Annotated in this window: 16 protein-coding genes and 2 pseudogenes; 4 read left to right on the top strand and 14 right to left on the bottom strand. The window is 70.1% G+C overall.

The window, feature by feature from the left end:
* Positions 1-68 precede the first annotated feature (68 nt).
* Both OF819_RS06335 and OF819_RS06330 read right to left on the bottom strand, forming a co-directional pair.
* A pseudogene (locus tag OF819_RS06335) lies at positions 69-1,387 on the bottom strand (cytochrome P450).
* A 21-nt stretch (positions 1,388-1,408) separates the two neighbouring features.
* Positions 1,409-2,206, bottom strand: coding sequence for an alpha/beta fold hydrolase (locus OF819_RS06330; protein ID WP_267242363.1), 798 nt, complete (start codon positions 2,204-2,206; stop codon positions 1,409-1,411).
* A 376-nt stretch (positions 2,207-2,582) separates the two neighbouring features.
* Here OF819_RS06330 and OF819_RS06325 point away from each other — a divergent pair, with 376 nt between their 5' ends.
* Together OF819_RS06325 and OF819_RS06320 are read left to right on the top strand one after the other, a co-directional pair.
* Positions 2,583-3,818 (top strand): L,D-transpeptidase, encoded by a 1,236-nt coding sequence (locus OF819_RS06325; RefSeq protein WP_416370480.1) that lies wholly within the window; start codon positions 2,583-2,585, stop codon positions 3,816-3,818.
* 120 nt (positions 3,819-3,938) lie between these two features.
* Positions 3,939-5,555: an alpha/beta fold hydrolase gene (locus tag OF819_RS06320; protein WP_267242362.1), complete on the top strand. Its 1,617-nt coding sequence runs from the start codon at positions 3,939-3,941 to the stop codon at positions 5,553-5,555.
* A 135-nt stretch (positions 5,556-5,690) separates the two neighbouring features.
* Here OF819_RS06320 and OF819_RS06315 read toward each other — a convergent pair whose 3' ends face one another.
* The 11 genes from OF819_RS06315 to OF819_RS06265 all read right to left on the bottom strand — a co-directional run bounded on the left by OF819_RS06315 (position 5,691) and on the right by OF819_RS06265 (position 15,989).
* Positions 5,691-6,146, bottom strand: coding sequence for a DUF6278 family protein (locus tag OF819_RS06315; RefSeq protein ID WP_267242361.1), 456 nt, complete (start codon positions 6,144-6,146; stop codon positions 5,691-5,693).
* Between the two features lie 58 nt (positions 6,147-6,204).
* Positions 6,205-6,984, bottom strand: coding sequence for an exodeoxyribonuclease III (locus tag OF819_RS06310; RefSeq protein WP_267242360.1), 780 nt, complete (start codon positions 6,982-6,984; stop codon positions 6,205-6,207).
* Positions 6,985-7,070: 86 nt separating this feature from the next.
* Positions 7,071-7,703, bottom strand: a complete 633-nt coding sequence (locus tag OF819_RS06305) for an MBL fold metallo-hydrolase (RefSeq protein ID WP_267242359.1) — start codon at positions 7,701-7,703, stop codon at positions 7,071-7,073.
* Between the two features lie 12 nt (positions 7,704-7,715).
* The gene (gene pcaC, locus OF819_RS06300) at positions 7,716-9,059 is read right to left on the bottom strand and encodes a 4-carboxymuconolactone decarboxylase (RefSeq protein WP_267242358.1); all 1,344 of its coding nucleotides are present in this window, start codon (positions 9,057-9,059) and stop codon (positions 7,716-7,718) included.
* 41 nt (positions 9,060-9,100) lie between these two features.
* Entirely contained in the window at positions 9,101-9,703 is a 603-nt protein-coding gene (locus OF819_RS06295) for a hypothetical protein (protein WP_267242357.1), read from the bottom strand.
* A gap of 2 nt (positions 9,704-9,705) precedes the next feature.
* The gene (locus tag OF819_RS06290; RefSeq protein WP_267242356.1) at positions 9,706-10,866 is read right to left on the bottom strand and encodes an ROK family glucokinase; all 1,161 of its coding nucleotides are present in this window, start codon (positions 10,864-10,866) and stop codon (positions 9,706-9,708) included.
* Positions 10,867-11,133: 267 nt separating this feature from the next.
* A complete protein-coding gene (locus tag OF819_RS06285; RefSeq protein WP_267242355.1) occupies positions 11,134-11,931 on the bottom strand; it encodes an ATP-binding cassette domain-containing protein in 798 nt (265 codons plus the stop codon).
* Positions 11,928-12,986 (bottom strand): ABC transporter permease, encoded by a 1,059-nt coding sequence (locus tag OF819_RS06280; protein WP_267242354.1) that lies wholly within the window; start codon positions 12,984-12,986, stop codon positions 11,928-11,930. Before OF819_RS06280 ends, OF819_RS06285 begins: the two co-directional genes overlap by 4 nt.
* A complete protein-coding gene (locus tag OF819_RS06275) occupies positions 12,983-13,996 on the bottom strand; it encodes a sugar ABC transporter substrate-binding protein (protein ID WP_267242553.1) in 1,014 nt (337 codons plus the stop codon). The genes OF819_RS06280 and OF819_RS06275 overlap by 4 nt, the downstream gene beginning before the upstream one ends.
* A gap of 116 nt (positions 13,997-14,112) precedes the next feature.
* Positions 14,113-15,144, bottom strand: a complete 1,032-nt coding sequence (locus OF819_RS06270) for a sugar ABC transporter substrate-binding protein (RefSeq protein ID WP_267242353.1) — start codon at positions 15,142-15,144, stop codon at positions 14,113-14,115.
* Positions 15,145-15,269: 125 nt separating this feature from the next.
* Complete coding sequence (locus tag OF819_RS06265) at positions 15,270-15,989, bottom strand: GntR family transcriptional regulator (protein WP_323748903.1); 720 nt, start codon at positions 15,987-15,989, stop codon at positions 15,270-15,272.
* Positions 15,990-16,147: 158 nt separating this feature from the next.
* Between OF819_RS06265 and OF819_RS06260 the strand changes: the two genes are divergently transcribed.
* Entirely contained in the window at positions 16,148-17,152 is a 1,005-nt protein-coding gene (locus OF819_RS06260; protein ID WP_267242351.1) for a Gfo/Idh/MocA family oxidoreductase, read from the top strand.
* 15 nt (positions 17,153-17,167) lie between these two features.
* Here OF819_RS06260 and OF819_RS06255 read toward each other — a convergent pair.
* A pseudogene (locus OF819_RS06255) lies at positions 17,168-18,388 on the bottom strand (RNA-guided endonuclease InsQ/TnpB family protein).
* 26 nt (positions 18,389-18,414) lie between these two features.
* Between OF819_RS06255 and tnpA the strand changes: the two are divergent.
* Positions 18,415-18,831 (top strand): IS200/IS605 family transposase, encoded by a 417-nt coding sequence (tnpA, locus tag OF819_RS06250; RefSeq protein WP_267242350.1) that lies wholly within the window; start codon positions 18,415-18,417, stop codon positions 18,829-18,831.
* Positions 18,832-18,988: the final 157 nt, after the last annotated feature.

Genomic DNA, 18,988 nt, shown 5'->3' with positions numbered 1-18,988 from the left:
GCGGACGCGCACCTCGGCGTGGTCGCGGCTGGCGTAAGCGCGCGCGTCGGCTGTGACGAGAGAGGCGCTCACCCCGCGCCCAGAGCCAGCGGCAGCGATGTGAGGCCGTTGATGAAGTTGGAGACGAGACGGCGCGGCGGGGTGTCCGCGGGTGCGAGGAGGGCAGCGCGCGGATCGCCTCCTCGTGGAGGACCCGCAGCTGGAGCCGGGCGAAGTGCGCGCCCAGACACACATGGGGCCCGTCTCCGAAGGAGACATGGGGGTTGGGGGTGCGGGCCAGGTCCAGCCGGAGCGGGTCGGTGAAGACGGCGTCGTCGTAGTTGGCGGAGGCGTGGAAGACGACGACCTTGTCGCCCGCGCGGATCGGCTGCCCGGCCAGCTCGGTGTCGTACGCGGCGGTCCTGCGGAAGGACAGCACGGGCGGATGCCAGCGCAGCAGCTCTTCGACGGCGCTCTGCGGGCTCACCCGGCCGGCGCGCAGTCCGCGCTGTTCGTCCGGCCGGCCGGCGAGCACCAGGAAGCCGCCGGGCGCGGCGCTGCGGACGGTGTCGTTCCCGGCGACGGTGAGCAGGAAGAAGAACATCTCCAGCTCCCCGTCCGACAGCTCCGACTGGGCGAGCACGGTCATCAGATCGTCGCCGGGTGCGGTCCGCTTGTGCGCGGCGAGCTGCCTGGCGTAGGCGAACATCTCCTCCAGCATGGCGGGCGAGCGCGGATTGACGGGTCTGCCGTCGGCGTCCACGACGGGCGGGGACTCGGGGTCCTGGTAGGCGATGACCCGTTCGGTCCAGTCGAGCAGCGCCCCGCGGTCGCTCTCGGGGACGCCGAGGAGGTCGGCGAGGTTGAGCAGGGCGTAGTCGTCGGTGACGGTCTTGACCAGATCGACGACGGGCCCCGCGTCCCGCGCCGCGGCGAGCAGCGTCCTGGCGCGTTCGCGTGCCGCCGCCTCGAAGCGGCCGGTCCGCCCCGGTGTGAAGGCACGGCTGACCAGCCGGCGCAGCCGGCCGTGGGCCGGGGGATCCTGATTGAGCATCATGCGGCGGATGAAGGGCAGATCGGCGGGGTCGGGATCGCGGATCTGGGTGGCGCCGAGGTACGAGGAGAAGGCGGCGGAGTCCCTGAGCACCCGCACCACGTCGGCATGGCGGGTCACCGCCCAGAAGCCGGGTCCGGACGGCCAGCCGAGCACCTCGTACTCCTCCTGCCAGCACACGGGCCGGTGTGCGCGCAGCCATGCGAAGGTCTCATGCGGCAGCCCGCGCCCGTAGATCCGCGGGTCGAAGACGTCGGGAGAACCAGGAGAACCAGGAGGACCGGGAGACCCGACAGGCTCGACAGGCTCGGGAGAACCCGCAGGCTCGGGAGACCCGGGAGGTCCAGATGACATCATCACGCCGCCGGGTGCGCCTCAGCCGTCCGCGCGCAGGAAGTCCTCGACCGTGCGGACGAGTTGCAGCGGCGTCTCGTCCATGGCGTAGTGCCCCGCGCAGCCGAGCTCCGCCAGCTCCGCCTCCGGGTAGCAGCGCATCCAGGTCTGCCGCATGAGGTCCGCGGTGATCGCCGGGTCGAGCGCACCGGTCACGGCAAGCGCGGGCGTTCGGACTCCCTCCACTTTCGTCCGGAAGTCCTCACCGGACCAGGAGTCGAGCCAGGCGCGGAACGCCTTGGGGTCGGTGCGGGTCTGCGAGCGGTAGACCATCCGGTCCAGCCAGGCGGCGGGGCGGCAGGAGCCGGTGGTGCGGTCGATGATGATCCGCCGGTTCTCCGGCTTCTCCGCGGCCGAGGCGAACAGCTCCCACTGGCCGGGCGGCATCTTCAGCCCGCACGCCGGCACGGGCGAGACCCCGACGAGGCGTCGGACCCGCTCCGGCGACACCGCGAGGACCCGCTGGGCGACCGACGCGCCCATGGAGTGGCCGATGAGCGAGAAGGTCCGCCAGCCCAGTCCGTCGGCGAGCGCGACGAGATCGGCCGCGCCTTCCGCGGTGCTGTACTGACCGGCGGTGGCCCGCGCCTCGCCGTATCCGCGCAGATCGACGAAGACGTAGGTGAAGCTCTCCCGGTCGAGGTCGGGCAGGGTGGCGGCGTAGTCGGCGCGGTCGGCGAGCCAGCCGTGCACGGCGATGACTTTGTGCGGGCCGGAACCGTGGAGTGAGTAAGGCAGGGGGAAGGGGGCCACGGCTTCTCCGATCGCCGGCACGGTCATACGCCACCACCACGTTGGCCGCAACGCCGCGGGCGGGCAAGTCCGGACGCACGGCCTTCTGTTGCCCGCTGGCGCATTTCGCGCGCCCCGGGGAGTGTCACCGGCGCGTTCGGCCGGGTCGCCATGGGGAGTTCGGCTGGATTGCGGCCGCGCGCCGTTGTCTCGAAACGCCGCCTTGCGCGCCAGGGCGCTGGGCGGCGCCCGGCCGCGCCGGGGCGGCTGACGGGACTTCCGCCCCTGCCGAGGGGGGCCAAAGTCCTTCAACCTCTGCGTTTCTTGTCACACCGGAGTTTCCGGGAAATCGCACATGTACTGCAACCAGTCATTGCGATGAGGACTCTTCATCTCAGAACGAGATCCCATCGGAGGTAGACCGTTGAGCCTCAGCCGCATACGCCCGCTCCCCCGCCGTGGCCGCCGCCCCGGCCGCCCTGCCCGTACGGGCCGCGCCGCGCGCGCCGCTCTCGCCGCTTCGGCGGCGACCCTGGCCGCGGCGCTGACCGCGTGTTCCGGCGGCGCCTCCGCCGACACGGGCAGCGCGGCGAACGCCGGCGGCAAGAAGCGGACGGAGATCTCGGTCAATCTGACGGGCAAGCAGGCCAAGGCGGGCGAGCCGGTGAAGGTGACGCTGGGCGAGGGCAGGCTCGCGGAGGTCACGGTCACCGACTCCAAGGGCGCGCAGCTCGCGGGGAAGATAGCGGCGGACGGCAGAAGCTGGACGTCTCAGCGCGGTGCGGCGCCCGGCACCGCGTACTCGGTGCGGGCGAAGGACGCGGACGGCGGAAGCGCGAGCGCGGAATTCGCCACCGCGGAGCCGGAGAAGGTCAACAAGCTGACCCTGGCCCCCGGCAAGAACACGACGGTGGGCATCGGGCAGCCGCTGTCGATCGTCTTCGACCACCCGGTGAAGAACAAGGCCGCGGTGGAGAAGCAGCTGAAGGTCACCACCTCGAACGACACCAAGGGGTCGTGGGGCTGGATGCAGGACTGGTCCGGCAAGGACCGGGTGGACTGGCGTCCCGAGAAGTACTGGCAGCCGGGCACCGAGGTGACGCTGAACGCCGATCTCAACGGCGTCGACTCGGGCGCGGAAGGCGGCTGGTTCGTCCGTGACTACACCACGACGTTCACCATCGGGAAGAACCAGATCGTCAAGATCGATCTGGACGGCCACCGGCTGAAGCTGCTGCGCGACGGCGCGGAGGTCAAGGACGTGCCGATGTCGGCGGGCACTCCGGGCGGCGAGAAGGCCTCCTGGCGCGGCAAGACGGTGCTGATGTCGAAGGAGGGCACGATCAATATGCGCTCCGAGACGGTCGGCCTCGGCAATGCCTACGACAAGATGGTCGACTACTCGATGCGGCTGACCTGGTCCGGAATGTATGCACACGCCGCCCCGTGGAACGCGGCCTACTTCGGCAATGCGAACAAGAGCTCCGGCTGCATCGGGATGAGCGACGCCGACGCCAAGTGGGTCTACGACAACGTTCAGATCGGCGACCCCTTCGAGGTCACGGGCGACGACGCCAAGGGCACTCAGGCGCTCAACAACGGCTATGGCGAGTGGAATCTGAGCTGGGAGGAGTGGCAGACGAAGAGCGCTCTGCGCTGACGGGACGCCGGCGGCCGCACCCATGATTGTTACTCTTACGTAACATACCGACTGGTTACCACGGGTAAGTCATCGCGGTTACCTTCGGGTCACTTTGCTGACACGAGTGAGGAGTGACCCGTGGCACTGACGCGCACCGCTCTGCGTACGGCCGCGATCGGCACGGTTTCCGCGGCACTTCTCGCGGGACCGGCCGTGGTCAGCGCGCCTGCCTCCCCCGCCGCGACCGCCTCAGCGGATGTCCGCGGCATGGACGCCTACGGCACATCAGGGGCGACGGGCGTGCGGTTCGCCGACATCGAGGGCGACGGCGGCACAGTCCTCAAGGCCAATGCCGTCGTCCCCGCCGACTCGGACGGCCACCGCCGCTATCCGGCGATCGTGCTGCCGACGAGCTGGGCCATGCCGCAGATCGAGTATCTCGCCCAGGCCCGCAAGCTCGCCGACTCCGGCTATGTGGTGGTGAGTTACAACACCCGCGGCTTCTGGCAGTCAGGCGGCCGCATCGAGGTCGCCGGCCCCCCGGATGTCGCCGACGCCTCCCGGGTCATCGACTGGACGCTGGCCAACACCCCGGCCGACCCCCAGCGCATCGGAGTGGCCGGGGTCTCCTACGGCGCCGGCATCAGCCTGCTGGCCGCCGCGCATGACAAGCGCATCAAGGCCGTGGTGGCGCTGAGCGGCTGGGCCGATCTCATCGGCTCCATCTACAGCGGCCGCACCCAGCATCGCCAGGCCGCCGGGCTGCTCGGCGGGGCCGGCTATCTCACCGGCCGGCCCAGCGAGGAAATGCAGCGGATTCTCAAGGACTTCCTCGGCTCCAACCTGGCCAGGGAACAGCAGATGACCGACTGGGGCTGGAAGCGCTCCCCCGCCGCCTATCTCGACCGGATCAACGACAACGGCGCGGCCGTGATGCTCGGCAACGCCTGGGGCGACACGGTCTTCCCGCCCAACCAGTACGCGTCCTTCTACGAGAAGCTGACCGGCCCCAAACGGCTGGAGTTCCGCCCCGGCGACCATGCCACCGCCGAGGCGCCGGGGCTGCTCGGGCTGCCCAACGACGTATGGAGCAGCGCCCACCGCTGGTTCGACCGCTATCTCAAGGGCGTCGACAACGGCATCGACCGGGAACAGCCCGTCCAGCTCGTCTCCCGCACCGGCGGCGGCTACGAGGGATACCCGGACTGGAAGTCGGTCGGCGCGACCGAGCGGAAGATCGCACTGGACGGCCGCAAGAGGATCTACGCGAACGTCGACTCAGGGGCGAACGGCGGGACGGTGATGCTGTCCAACACCCTCGACCAGTTCCTGAAGCTTCCGCCGATGGCCGTGGTCCCCTTCCTCCCGCGCTCCTTCGCCGCCGTCTGGCAGTCCGAGCGGTACGGCTCCGAGCAGCGGCTGCGCGGCACGGCGAAGCTGCACACCACGGTCACCAGCACCAAGGGGAGCGGGACGCTCGTCGCCTATCTGTACGATGTGGGCCCCCTCGGCATCGGCAAGCTCATCAGCAACGCGCCGTACACCTTCCACGGCAGGACACCGGGCACGCCGTTCAGCGTGGATCTGGAGCTGTTCTCCACCGCGTACGACGTGCCGGCGGGCCACCGGCTCGCCCTGGTCGTCGACACGGTCGATCCCCTCTATATCGAGCACAACCCATCCGGCGCACAGCTGACCTTCTCCTCGTCCGCAACCGATCCGTCGTATCTGTCGGTTCCGCTGCGCAAGGAGTGATCATCGGCTGCCGCCGGGGGTCCGGGCGAGCTGTCCTCCGCAAACTATCCGCCCCGAAAAGGGACTTCGCTCAGGACACGCATAAAGGGGGCATAAGCCGTATTAATCCTGGCCCGCCCGGCGGACAGTCCCGCTCTACGCCTCGGCCGCCTCGGCATAGACCAGAGACAGCTCCGGCGCGCCCGCCATCGCCCAGTCGAGCCCCGCCTCGACCACATTGACGGCGCGGCCGGAGGCCAGCTCCACCACGGGGTGCCCGCCGGGGCGGATGTGCCAGTGCGCGCCGGGCACCGTACGGACGATCACCGTGCCGAGGTAGAGGCCCGCGTCATTGCCCAGCCAGGGCAGCTCCTCGGGGTCCTCGCGCCAGCGTGGCGGGAGCTGGTCGAGGGCGGCCAGTGAGTCCGGCGAGTCGTCCAGGGCGAGCCCGGCCTCCCCCGCCCGGACACGCAGCAGCTCGCACTCCGCGAGCAGTTCGGCCACGGCCGCCGCATGCGCGGGGTCGTCCACGCGGGGAGACGCGGCCGAAGTCCCGTCTTCCTGGTCACCGCCGAGACGCTTGAGCCAGCTGTCCAAGAAAGGGATGTTCATACCACTCACCCTCGCATCCCGGCAGCCGCGCGCACCACCAGGCGCGCGTCGGCAACCGTCAGACGTCGAGATCGACGACCACGGGCGCATGGTCCGACGCGCCCTTGCCCTTGCGCTCCTCCCGGTCCACATAGCTGTCCTTGACGGCCCCCGCGAACGGGCCGTTCCCATACACCAGGTCGATGCGCATGCCGCGGTTCTTGGGGAAGCACAGCTGGCGGTAGTCCCAGTACGTGAACGGGTGGTCGTACTTGAGGGGGCGGGGCACCACATCCGAGAGCCCGGCGGAGCGGAGGGACTCAAGCGCTCCCCGCTCGGCGGCGGTGACATGGGTGGAGCCCTCGAAGGCGGCGATGTCCCATACGTCCTCGTCGGCGGGCGCGATATTGAAGTCCCCCAGCACGGCGAACGGCCGCTCTGCCGCCGCGTCCTGCGCGACGGCCGACCTCAGCGCCTCCAGCCAGCGCAGCTTGTAGGTGTAGTGGTCATGGGCGACCTCCCGGCCGTTGGGCACATAGACCGACCAGAGGCGGACCGGGCCGCAGCTCGCGGAGATCGCGCGGGGCTCCTGCACCCCCTCGTACGCCGGACCGCCGGGGAGGCCCATGACGACGTCCGAAAGACCGACGCGGGAGACCAGCGCCACCCCGTTCCACCGGCCGTCGGCGTGGACGGCCGATTCATAGCCGAGCTCGCGCAGCTCGTCGGCGGGGAACTGCTCGGCGGTGCACTTGGTCTCCTGGATGCACAGCACATCGGTGCCGCTGCTCTCCAGCCAGGCCAGCAGCCGGGGCAGCCGAGCGGTGATCGAGTTGACGTTCCAGGTGGCGATGCGCATGGACCCCACCCTAACGGCGGGGTCCGACAGTCACCGGCGGGCTGCGCTCCCGATCCGGACGACAGTCCCTCAGCGGGGGCCTGTCGTCACAGGTCCGTGCTCTCGCCCGGCGTCAGCCGGCCGTGCTCCGCACCGCCGAGCGCGCCGATCTGGCTGTCGTAGATCGGCCGCGCGAGATCGGTGAGCAGGGCGTCATGGATGTCGACGGCGCGCCGCGGCTTCACCTCGCGGACATAGTCGATCACTTCGGAGATCTTGTTCCAGGGCGCGTGCACGGGCAGCATCAGCGTGTCGACCGGGTGCTCGGGGACGGTCAGCGCATCGCCGGGATGGAAGACGGAACCGTCCACGAGATAGCCGACATTGGTGATCCTCGGAATGTCCGGGTGGATCACGGCGTGCAGCTCGCCATGGACCTGCACATCGAATCCGGCGGCGGTGAAGCGGTCGCCGTGGCCGACCGTGTGGACCCTGCCGGGGAAGGCCCCCGCCATCTGGCCGGCGACGCTGCGCAGGGTCCACAGGGCCGCGGCCGGATTGGCCTCCAGGGCGGTGCGCAGCCGCTGCTCGTTGAAGTGGTCGATGTGCTCGTGCGTGACGAGGATGACGTCCGCGCCGAGCGCCGCGTCCTCCTCGGTGAAGGCGCCGGGGTCGATGACGAGCGTCTGCCCGTCCTTCTCCAGCCGGATGCAGGCGTGCCTCTTCTTGGTGAGCCTCATGCCCCCATCCTGCTATGGACGGGGGCCCGTCTCCTCCCGGATGACCGCCTGTGCGACACGGAACGCCGCATTGGCCGCGGGGACCCCGCAGTAGACGGCCGCGTGCAGCAGCACCTCGCGGATCTCGGCGGGGCTCAGCCCGTTGCGCAGGGCGGCGCGGGTGTGGAAGGCCAGCTCGTCGAGGTGGCCGCCCGCGACGAGCGCGGTGAGGGTGACACAGCTCCGGGTGCGCAGGTCCAGGCCGTCACGGGTCCAGATCTCGCCCCAGGCGTAGCGGGTGACCAGGTCCTGGAAGTCACGGGTGAAGTCGTCGGCGGCCGCCGTCGCCCGGTCCACATGGGCGTCGCCCAGCACTTCGCGGCGTACCCGCATCCCCGCCTCGTACGGATCGGGGCGCATCGGCCCGGTCACGCCGGCGGCGGTCCCGGCCGGTCCGGGCTCGGCCGCCGGGACCGCGGGCGCGGCGGGCGCGGCAGGCGCCGCGGACACGGGCCCGGGGGGCTCGGGCGGAGGGGCGTGGTGTACGGGCCCGGGGGGCGCGTCCACGCCCGCGGGGGCGGACTGCCAGGCGGTCGCGAAGTGGTGGACGAGCAGCTCCGTGACGGCCGCGGGCTGCTCGACGGGGGCCAGATGAGAGGCCCCGGGCACCAGGGCGAGCCGGGCGTCGGGGATGCCCGCGACCAGTGTGCGGGCCTCGGCGGGCCCGGTGATCTGGTCCTCGGAGCCGACGACCACCAGGGCGGGCACGGCGATCCGGCCGAGTTCCGCGGTGACGTCAAAGGCGGCGAGCGCCTCGCAGGCGGCGACATAGCAGCCCGGATCGGTGGTGCGGACCATCTGCACCGCCCACTCCACGATCGCGGGCTGAGAAGCGGCGAAGGAGTGGGTGAACCAGCGCTCGGGCGCGCTGCGGGCGATCGGGTCAAGGCCGTTGGTGCGGACGACCACCCCGCGCTGGCGGAACTCGTCGGCGGTGCCGAAGCGCGGGGAGGCGGCGACCAGCGCCAGCGCGGCAATCCGGTCGGGGCGGCGCAGCGCCAGCTCGATGCCGACCGCGCCGCCCACCGCGCAGCCCGCGTAGCCGAAGCGCTGGACGCCCAGTTCGTCGAGCGTGGCGAGCAGCCGGTCCGCGAGGTCTGTGATGGAGGCGGCGGGGTGCGCGGGCGCTCCGCCGTGGCCGGGCAGATCGAAGCGCAGCACCCGCCACTGGCGGGTCAGCTCGGCTATCTGCCGGTCCCACATATGCCAGGTGGTGGCGAGCGATGGCCCGAGGACGAGTACGGGGGCGTCGTCCGGGCCGTCCCACCGGTGCTGCAGGGTCTGCGGGGGCGTATGCGTCTCACTCACCCGACCCACGGTAATGACTGCGTGGCATGGTCCGTTCAGGGGCCGGGCATTCAGGGGTTGGTGGCGGAGACCACGTACACCCAGGGGCGGTCGGGTTCGGTCAGATCGACCGTGATGTCCCTGGTCGGCCGGGGGGCCTGCTGCTCTTGGACGATCCCGCGCCAGTCATGGCCGGGCACGTCGAAGTCCCAGCCGACGGTCTCCGCGTCGCGGTCGCTGATGGCGACCTCGCCGTCGGCCAGTTCCGCGCGGCTCGTCCCGACGTCCTTCAGGAAGGCGTCCAGCCCCTGGGGGGACGTACGGAACTGCACATACAGCCGGCTGGTCTTCCAGTTGCTGGTCTCGTAGTAGGCGACGTGGGCGGAGCCGGAGGGGATCGGCACCTCGAAGATGCGGCGCTTCATCAGCGAGGGCCAGACTTCGCGCAGACCGGTGGCCGAGGACTCGGCCTCCTTGTCACGGCCGCTGGCCCGGCTCTGCTGGGCGGAGACCACGAGATAGCCGGCCGGGACGCCGATCAGCAGCAAAATGATGACGAGCGTCAGCAGACGGCGCAGGACCATGCGGCGACGGGTCTCGGGCTCCGGAATCTGGCCGGACTCCGGGCGCCGGGCGGGCGGGGGCGCGGACGGCGGCTGGTGGGGCAGGGTCATGGCTACGGTTCCTGGGTGGGGCGGGCAGTGCTCGGGTTGCGGAGCGCCTGCGCATAGCGCTCGTACCGCTCATGGCGCTCCACCCGGCGCCGGGTGGCCCGGCGGAAGCGGCGCGCCACCAGCCTGGCGAGGTCCGCGGCGCCGACCATACCGGCTTCGGGGCCGAGCTGGGCCTTGGCGATACGGGCCTCGGGGCGGTAGCCGCGGCCGGTGAGATGGCGGCGGAAGGCGTCGCGTGCGGGACCGATGAGGAGGTCGTCGGCGGCGCTGACTCCGCCGCCGATGACAAAGCAGGAGGGGTCGAGGGCGGCGGCGAGGTTGGCGATGCCCACGCCGAGCCACTGCCCTATGTCCTCCAGAAGCTCGACGCACATGGCGTCGCCTTCCCGGGCCAGCTCGGTGATCAGCGGGCCGGTGATGTCCGGGATGTTCCCCTTGACCCGTTCGATGATGTTGTACGCGACCGGGGAGTCCGCGGCGGCCAGCTCACGGGCCTCGCGCACCAGGGCGTTGCCCGAGCTGTACTGCTCCCAGCAGCCGCGGTTGCCGCAGGGGCAGCGATGACCGCCGGGCACCACCTGCATATGGCCGAACTCGCCGGCCACCCCGTACTTGCCGCGCTTGACCCGGCCGTCCTCCAGGATCGCGCCGCCGATGCCCGTGCCGAGCGTGATCATGACGAGGTGGTCCTCGCCGCGGCCCGCGCCGAAGCGCCACTCCGCCCAGGCGGCCGCGTTCGCGTCGTTGTCCACCAGCACGGGGACGGCGAGGCGGCCGGAGAGCGCGTCCCGAAGGGGCTCGTTGCGCCAGGCGAGATGGGGGGCGAAGAGCACGCTGGAGCGGTCTGCGTCGACCCAGCCGGCCGCGCCGATGCCCACGGCGTGCACGTCATGGCGGTCGGAGAGGTCGAGCACCAGCTCGCAGATGACGTCCTCGACGACCTTGGGGCTCTTGGACTTGTCCGGCGTCTCCGTGCGGACCTTCTCCAGGATCACCCCGTCGGCGTCGACGACGCCCGCCATCACCTTGGTGCCGCCGATGTCGATCCCGACGGTCGGCACCCGCGGCGCGGACAGATGCGAGCGGCGCTCGCGTGTCCCCACGGTCCGCAGGACGGTGGCGCGGGCGGAGCCTCGGTTCGCGAAGTCGCGGTACGTACTCATGTCCCCTGGGGGGTTGGGGGCGGACGGCGGTCAGGAACCGATTCTGCCATCGGGAGCGGGCGGGGGGCGGGTCCGCCTGCGGCGGGCCGTTCCCGAAACTGGGGGCAGGCCCCCGGACCCCCCGTACGGCCTTCGGCCGTGTCCTCAATCGCCGGACGGGCTGAATTGGCGCAGCCAAATTCCAGCCCCTCCGGCGTTTGAGGAGCGGGGGTCCGGGGGCGGAGCCCCCGGGAAACGGGATTCGGTCCGGGGCTTCAGCCCCGGTTGTCACCCCTGCCGCTCCAGCTCGTGCCGCAGGTCGTCCAGCTCGCTCCCGCCCGCCATCTGCCGCGTCAGCTCATCCAGGCTCACCGAGTCCTTCGTGTGGCTCGCCGTCATCGCGCCCCGCTTCAGCAGGACGAAGCGGTCGCCGACCAGATAGGCGTGGTGCGGGTTGTGAGTGATGAGCACCACGCCCAGTCCCGCGTCCCGCGCCGCCGCGACGTACTTCAGGACGACACCGGACTGCTTGACGCCGAGCGCGGCGGTCGGTTCGTCGAGGACGAGGACCTTCGCGCCGAAGTAGACGGCGCGGGCGATCGCCACGCACTGGCGTTCGCCGCCGGAGAGCGTGCCGATGGGCTGGTCGACGTCGCGGAGGTCGATGCCCATCCGCAGCAGCTCCGCGCGCGTGGTCTCCCGCATCGTGGCGACGTCGAGCCGTTTGAAGGGTCCCGCGCCCTTCGTCGGCTCGGAGCCGAGGAAGAAGTTCCGCCAGACGGGCATCAGGGGGACGACGGCGAGGTCCTGGTAGACGGTGGCGATGCCCCGGTCCAGCGCCTCGCGCGGGTTGGCGAGGCGGGTGTCCTCGCCCTCGATGCGGAAGGCGCCCGCGTCATGCTGGTGCAGACCCGCGATGATCTTGATGAGGGTGGACTTGCCCGCGCCGTTGTCGCCCAGCACGCAGGTGATCTGCCCGGCGTCGACCCGCAGGGAGACGCCTTCGAGGGCGCGGATGTTGCCGTAGTGCTTGCTGACGTCGGTCAGCTCGACGAGGGGGGCCGGGACAGCGGTCGTCGTCGTCATTTCGTCGCCTCCGCGCGCTTGCGGACCCATGCGTTCAGCAGGGTGGCCAGTAGGAGCATCGCCCCGAGGAAGAACTTGAACCAGTCCGGGTTCCACTCCGCGTAGACGATCCCCTTGCTGGTCATGCCGAAGATGAACGCGCCGACCGCGGAGCCGATCGCCGACCCGTAGCCGCCGGTGATCAGACAGCCGCCGATGACGGCCGCGATGATGTACGTCAGCTCGTTGCCGACGCCCTCGCCGGACTGGACGACGTCGAACGAGAACAGCAGATGCTGCCCGGAGACCCAGGCGCAGAAGCCGACGCCCAGATACAGCCCGATCTTGGTCTTGACGACCGGCACGCCGACCGCGCGCGCCGCGGGCGCGTTGCCGCCGACCGCGAAGATCCAGTTTCCGAAGCGGGTGCGCAGCAGAATCCAGGTGGCCAGGGCCACCAGGGCGAACCACCACAGGATCGTCACTTTGAGGCTGATGTCACCGATGGTGAGCTGGGAGGCGAACAGCGACTTCGCGGATTCAAAGCCGTCCATGTCGGCGATGGACTTGGTGGAGACCGTGCCGCTGATCAGCTTGGTGAAGCCGAGATTGAGGCCGGTCAGCATCAGGAAGGTGCCGAGCGTGATGATGAAGCTGGGCAGCTTGGTGCGGGTGAGCAGCAGCCCGTTGAAGACCCCGACGGCCAGGGTGACCAGCAGCGACACCAGCACCCCGACCCATACGTTCGCGGTCAGCTGGTAGCTGACCATCGAGGAGACCAGCGCCGAGGTGGTGACCAGGACGCCCGCCGACAGGTCGAACTCCCCGCCGATCATCAGCAGCGCGACCGGCACGGCCATGATGCCGAGCGTGGAGGCCGCGTACAGCACGGTGGAGAAGCTGGAGGTCTGCAGAAACGAATCTGCGACGACCGAGAAGAAGATGAAGACCGCGACGGCGCCGACGACCGAGCCCAGTTCCGGGCGGCCGAGCAGCTTGCGCAGCGGTGAGGTGTGCAGCAGCCGCTCGTCCGCGGTCTTCTGCGGTGTGGCGGCAGGTGGTGCGGTCGCGCTCATCGGGTTCCCCGCTCCGTGTAGTCACGCAGCTCGGCGGCGTCGTCGCGGGTGACGATCTGCGGCCCGGTCAGCACCGGACGTCCGCCGCCGAGCACCTCGGCGTTGTACTTGTAGAGCCACAGCAGATCCACGGCCTGATAGCCCTGGAGATGGGGCTGCTGGTCGACGGCGAAGCCGAGCGATCCGGCCTGGAGGGCTGTGGCGACTTTCTCATTGAGGTCAAAGGTGTCGATCTCGGCCTTGCTGCCCGCGCTCTGCTTGGCCTGGACGGCGGCGTCCGCGAACGGCGCGCCCAGGGTCACGACGGCGTCGATCGAGCGGTCGGACTGCAGCTTGGCCTCGATGGCCGCCCGTACGTCGGGCATGTTCGTCCCCTCGACGTACAGGCTCTGCATATCGCCGTCGAAGGCCTTCTCCGCTCCGGCGCAGCGCTGCTCATGGCCGACGTTGCCCTGCTCGTGCAGCACGCACAGGGCCTTTTTCTTCCCGCGCCGGTCAAGCTCGTCGCCGACGGCCTCGCCGGCGATCGTCTCGTCCTGGCCGACATGGGTGAGGGCGCCCAGCTCCTTCGACTCGGCGGACCCGGAGTTCACGGTGATCACCGGGATGCCTGCGGCGACGGCCTTGCTGACGACGGACTTCATCGCATCGGGCTTGGCGAGCGTGACGATCAGGCCGTCGACGTCCTTGTCGATGTACGACTGGACGAGCTGCGCCTGCTGCTGTCCCTCGTCGCTGTGCGCGTACAGGAAGTCGATGTTGTCCTTGGCGGCGGCCTGCTTGGCCCCGCTCTGCACGATGTCCCAGAAGGTGTCGCCGTCCCCGGAGTGGGTGACCATGGCGAAGGTCCACCGGGGGGTGGTGACGGCGGCCCGCCCGGCGGCCTGCTGCGCCTTGCGGGCGTCCTCGGCGCGCTTGCCGCCGGTGCTGCTGCATGCGGTGAGGGTGGCTCCGAGTACCGCCGCGAGCACCGCGCCGAGCGCGCGTACCCCTGTCCTTGCCCTTGCCACGACGCCGTGCCCTTCTTGCTGTGCGACCTTGACGGCCTGTGCTTCTCGGTGCGGCCGGTGGTCGAATCGCCCCGGTCCGGCCGCCCAAGTATGGTTCACGGCGATGGTGAGCGCGGTCATCGGGTGCCGTCGGCCGTGAGCTTCTCCAGCGCCGGCACGTCCTTCTCGGTGATCAGGGCGGGCCCGGTCAGCACCGGCTTGCCGCCGCCGATCACATTGCCGTTGACCTTGTGGAGCCAGAGTTCGTCGACGGCGAGATAGCCCTGGAGGTAGGGCTGCTGGTCTACGGCGAAGCCGATCTCCTTGGCCTTGAGCTGTCTGACCACCTCGGCGTTGAGGTCAAAGGTGTTGATCTCGGCCGTGGAGCCCGCGCCGTTCTTGGCCTGGACACAGGCGGCGGCGAAGGGCGCGCCCAGCGTGACGACGGCGTCGATGTCCTTGGAGCTCTGCAGCTTGGCCTCGATGGAGGAGGTGGAGGCGGGCATATTGACACCCTCGACGTTGAGGTTCTCCACCGTGCCCTGGAAGGTCTTCTTCACTCCGGCGCAGCGGGCTTCGAGGGAGACGTTGCCCTGCTCGTGGATCACGCAGAGAGCTTTCTTCTTGCCGCGTCTGTTGAGCTCCTCGCCGACGGCCTCGCCCGCCACGGACTCGTCCTGGCCGATATGGGCGAGCGCGCCCAGCTCCTCGGAGAACTCCGCTCCGGAGTTGATGGTGACGACGGGGATGCCCGCGGCGACGGCCTTCTTGACGACGTCCTGCATGGCCTCCGGCTTGGCGAGGGTGACCACGATTCCGTCGACCTTCTGGTCGATATAGGTCTGGACGAGCTGGGCCTGTTCCTTGCCCTCCTTGTTGGCGGCGTACAGGAACTCGACATTGTCCTTGCCCGCGGCGACCTTCGCGCCGCTCTGGACGATGTCCCAGAAGGTGTCGCCCTCGCCGGAGTGGGTGACCATCGCGATCTTCATTCGCTCGGTGGCGGCGGGCTTGCCGCCGCCGGCCGCCGCGCCGTCGGAGGGCTTGTCGTCGGCCGCCTTGCCGCCGGAGCTGCTGCATCCGGCGGTCGCGGCGAGTGCGAGTGCGGCGAGCAGGGCTGCTGCCGTACGGGCTCGATGGGGTCTCAGGGCTGTTCGGACATTGCGCATGGTGGGTCCCGCCTTCTCTCCCGGCCGCCCTGTGGCGGCTGAGGAGAGTTTCTACGCAGGCGACCCCGAGCCGTCAATACTTTGTCCGAACATTCTGACGCGGAATGGCCGAGACGGTGACGCCCCTACGGGCGGACGAGGAGCTGGAACTCGAAGGCGTACCGCGAAGCGCGGTAGATGTGCGTGCCGAACTCCACGGCCCGGCCGGTGTCGTCGAAGGCCGTACGCCCCATGGTGAGCACCGGCGCGCCCGGCTCCTCGGTGAGCAGCTCGGCCTCGGCGGCGGTGGCGGCGCGCGCGCCGACCGACTGGCGGGCGCTGTGCAGGGTGATTCCCGCGGCCCGCATCATCCGGTACAGGCCGGTGACCTCCAGCTGCTCGCTGTCGCAGTCGACCAGTCCGGCGGGCAGCTGGTTGCGCAGCAGGGCCATCGGCTCGCCGTGCGCATAGCGCAGCCGCTCGATCAGCTGGACATCGCTGCCCTCGGGGACGCCGAGGGCGGCCGCGGCCTCGGCGCCCGCCGGTTCGAGGGCGTTGCGCAGCACGATGGTGGCGGGGCGCTGGCCGGCCGCCTCCAGGTCGTCGTAGAGGCTGCTCAGCTCCAGAGGGCGCTTGACCTGGCTGTGCACGACCTGGGTGCCCACCCCGCGGCGGCGCACCAGCAGCCCCTTGTCGACAAGGGACTGGATGGCCTGGCGGACGGTGGGGCGGGACAGACCGAGGCGGTTCGCGAGCTCTATCTCGTTGCCGAGGAGGCTGCCGGGCGTGAGACTGCCCCGTTCGATGGCCGCCTCAAGCTGCTGGGCGAGCTGGAAATAGAGCGGGACCGGGCTGGTGCGGTCCACGCTGAGCTGGAGTGACGAAGACGCGTCCGCCGTGTGTCTGGGCTGCTTGGGCACAGAGGTGAGCGTAGTCGGGCGGGGATGTTGACGGGAAGTCGTGAAGTTCGGTTGTCAGGACAAAGTCTTGACACGATGGCATCGCGGGCATCACCTTTAGGCGCATGCGCATCGGACTCATCGGAACGGGACGTATCGGGAGCTTCCACGCGGGCGTGCTCAGCCGCCACCGGGATGTGGGCTCCCTGGTCGTGGCGGACACGGACGCGGGACGCGCGGCCCAGGTCGCCGAACGCACCGGGGCGACGGCGGCCCCAGGGCCGGACGAGATCTTCACGTGGGGCGTGGACGCGGTGGTCATCGCCTCCGCCACCGCCGCACACGCCGAACTGATCGCCCGCGCCGCGCGGGCCGGGCTGCCTGCCTTCTGCGAGAAGCCGATCGCCCTCGATCTGCCGGGCACGCTGGCCGCGCTGAACGAGGTGGAGAGCGCGGGCACGCTCCTCCAGCTCGGCTTTATGCGCCGCTTCGACGCGGGGTACACAGCCGCACGCGAGCTGGTGCGCTCCGGCCGGCTCGGCCGGCTGCACACCGTACGGGCCGTCACCTCCGACCCCGCGCCGCCGCCCGCCGCGTATCTGCCGCTCTCCGGCGGCCTGTACCGGGACTGCCTGGTACATGACTTCGACATCCTGCGGTGGGTGACCGGTCGCGAGGTCGTCGAGGTGTACGCGTATGGCTCCGACGCCGGCCCCGCGATGTTCCGTGAGGCCGGCGACGTGGACACCGCGGCCGCGCTGCTCACCCTGGACGACGGCGCGCTGGCCACGGCGACGGCCACACGGTGCAACGGCGCGGGCTACGACGTGCGGATGGAGCTGGCGGGCGAGCTGGACCAGGTGGCGGTCGGCCTCGACGACCGCACCCCCATCACCTCCACCGAGCCCCAGGGCCCGCCCCGCGCGGACAAGCCGTGGCCCGGCTTCCTGGAGCGGTTCGCCCCCGCGTACGAGGCCGAACTGGACGCGTTCGTACGCGTGGCGCGCGGCGAGGCGGACAACCCGTGCGACGGGCGCGAGGCGCTGACGGCTCTGCGGATCGCCGAGGCATGCGAGCTGTCCCGGCGGGAGCGGCGGCCGGTGCGGCTGGAGGAGATCCCGGCGGATTGACTTCCGCTCCCCCGGCTAAAGCCGGGGGATTCCTGCCACGGTCGGCTGACCGTCTCGGTGGGTTCCTGTTTCACCGCGCTGCGCCGGGACGAGTCCCGGTCTTACCCGCGCTCCGCAGGCTGACACGGCCAGTCCGGCCGCCTTGGCGACGTTAACCGCCGCGTTGATGTCTCGATCGAGGATGGCCCCGCAGGCTCCGCACTCCCACACGCGGACGTGGAGGGGCTTGGGGCCGTCCTCGACGCCGCACTGCGAGCACACCTGAGACGTCGGCTCGAACCGGCCGATCTTGACGATGGTGCGCCCGTACCGGGCGGCCTTGTATTCCAGCATCCCGATGAACGCCGACCATCCGGCGTCGTGGATAAACTTGGCCAGGCGTGTACGGGCGAGTCCCTTGACCGCCAGGTCCTCAACGGCAACCGCTTGGTTCTCACGGATGATCTTCGTTGAGAGCTGGTGGTGGAACTCGCGCCGTGCGTCGGCCACCTTCACGTGAGCGCGGGCGACCTTGAGCCGGGCCTTTCCTCGGTTGTTGCTGCCCTTGGCCTTGCGGTTGAGGGCTTGTTGTGCGCGCTTGAGGCGTTTCTGAGCCCGGCGCAGGAAACGCGGACTGTCGATCTTCGTGCCGTCCGACAGGATCGCGAAGTGAGACAGGCCCAGGTCGATGCCGACCTGGGCGGCCATCTCGGGCAGCGTCTCGTCCGCCTCGGTCTCGATGACGAAGGAACAGAAGTACCTTCCGGCCGCGTCCTTGATCACGGTCACCGTGGACGGTGTGGAGGGCAGGGGTCGGGACCACTTCACCCGCACATCGCCGATCTTCGGCAGCGACAGGTCACCGCCGGTGGTGATCTTCCAGCGGGCGTTGGCGGTGAACCGTACGGCCTGCCGATTGTCCTTGCGGCTCTTGAGCCGGGGCGCTCCCATGCGCGGGCGCTTGCCCTTCAACCCGTCGAAGAAATTCCGATAGGCAGTGTCGAGGTCTCGGAGGGACTGTTGCAGGACGACGGCGGATACCTCCCCGAGCCAGGCCCGCTCCTCGGTCTTCTTCGCCTCGGTGATCAGCAGCTAGGACAGATCGCCGGTCTTCGGGAACGCTTCGCCGGCGGTGCGGGCGGTCTCACGAGCGCGAAGCGCGTCGTTGTAGACCACCCTGGCGCACCCGAACGCCCTGGCCAGCGCCGAGCGCTGGGGACTGTTCGGGTACATCCGGAAGGCGTACCTGAGCTGCACGACGATCACCATACTACAGTTGGTTTATGACTGATTATCAGAACATCAGGACAGGGAGACACTGTGCGTTCGCCATGCACGCGCACTTGGTCTTCGTGACGAAGTACCGGCACAAGGTGTTCAACGACGCACACCTGACGCGCATGGAGGAGATCATGCGGGCCGTCTGCGCCGACTTCGAATGCGAACTGGTGGAGTTCAACGGCGAGAACAACCACGTTCACCTGCTCGTGAACTTCCCGCCCAAGGTCGCTGTCTCCAAGCTGGTCAACAGCCTCAAGGGCGTCAGCTCCCGCAGGCTCCGCCAGGAATACCCGGAACTGGTCCGGCACTACTGGCGGGCGCAACGGCTGTGGTCCGGCTCCTACTTCGCCGGATCGGTCGGCGGGGCTCCGCTGTCGATCGTCCGTCAGTACATCGAGCAGCAAAATCGCCCGCTCTGATCTGCGATCTGTCAGAGCAGCTCTCAGAATCGCAGTGCTCCCCCGTAAACGGGGGAGCACTGCGATTAGTCCCGGTAGCGGCGCGCTGCCGCCTGCGGCGGCGGGTCCGGGCGGCCGGGGGGCCGGGGGCCTCGCCACAGCCCTGTGGCCCGGGGCG

The sequence above is a fragment of the Streptomyces sp. PR69 genome (assembly GCF_026420845.1).
Classification (GTDB): domain Bacteria; phylum Actinomycetota; class Actinomycetes; order Streptomycetales; family Streptomycetaceae; genus Streptomyces.
Note: the sequence above shows the minus strand (reverse complement) of the source record. Positions and strands in the feature narration are given on the sequence as shown.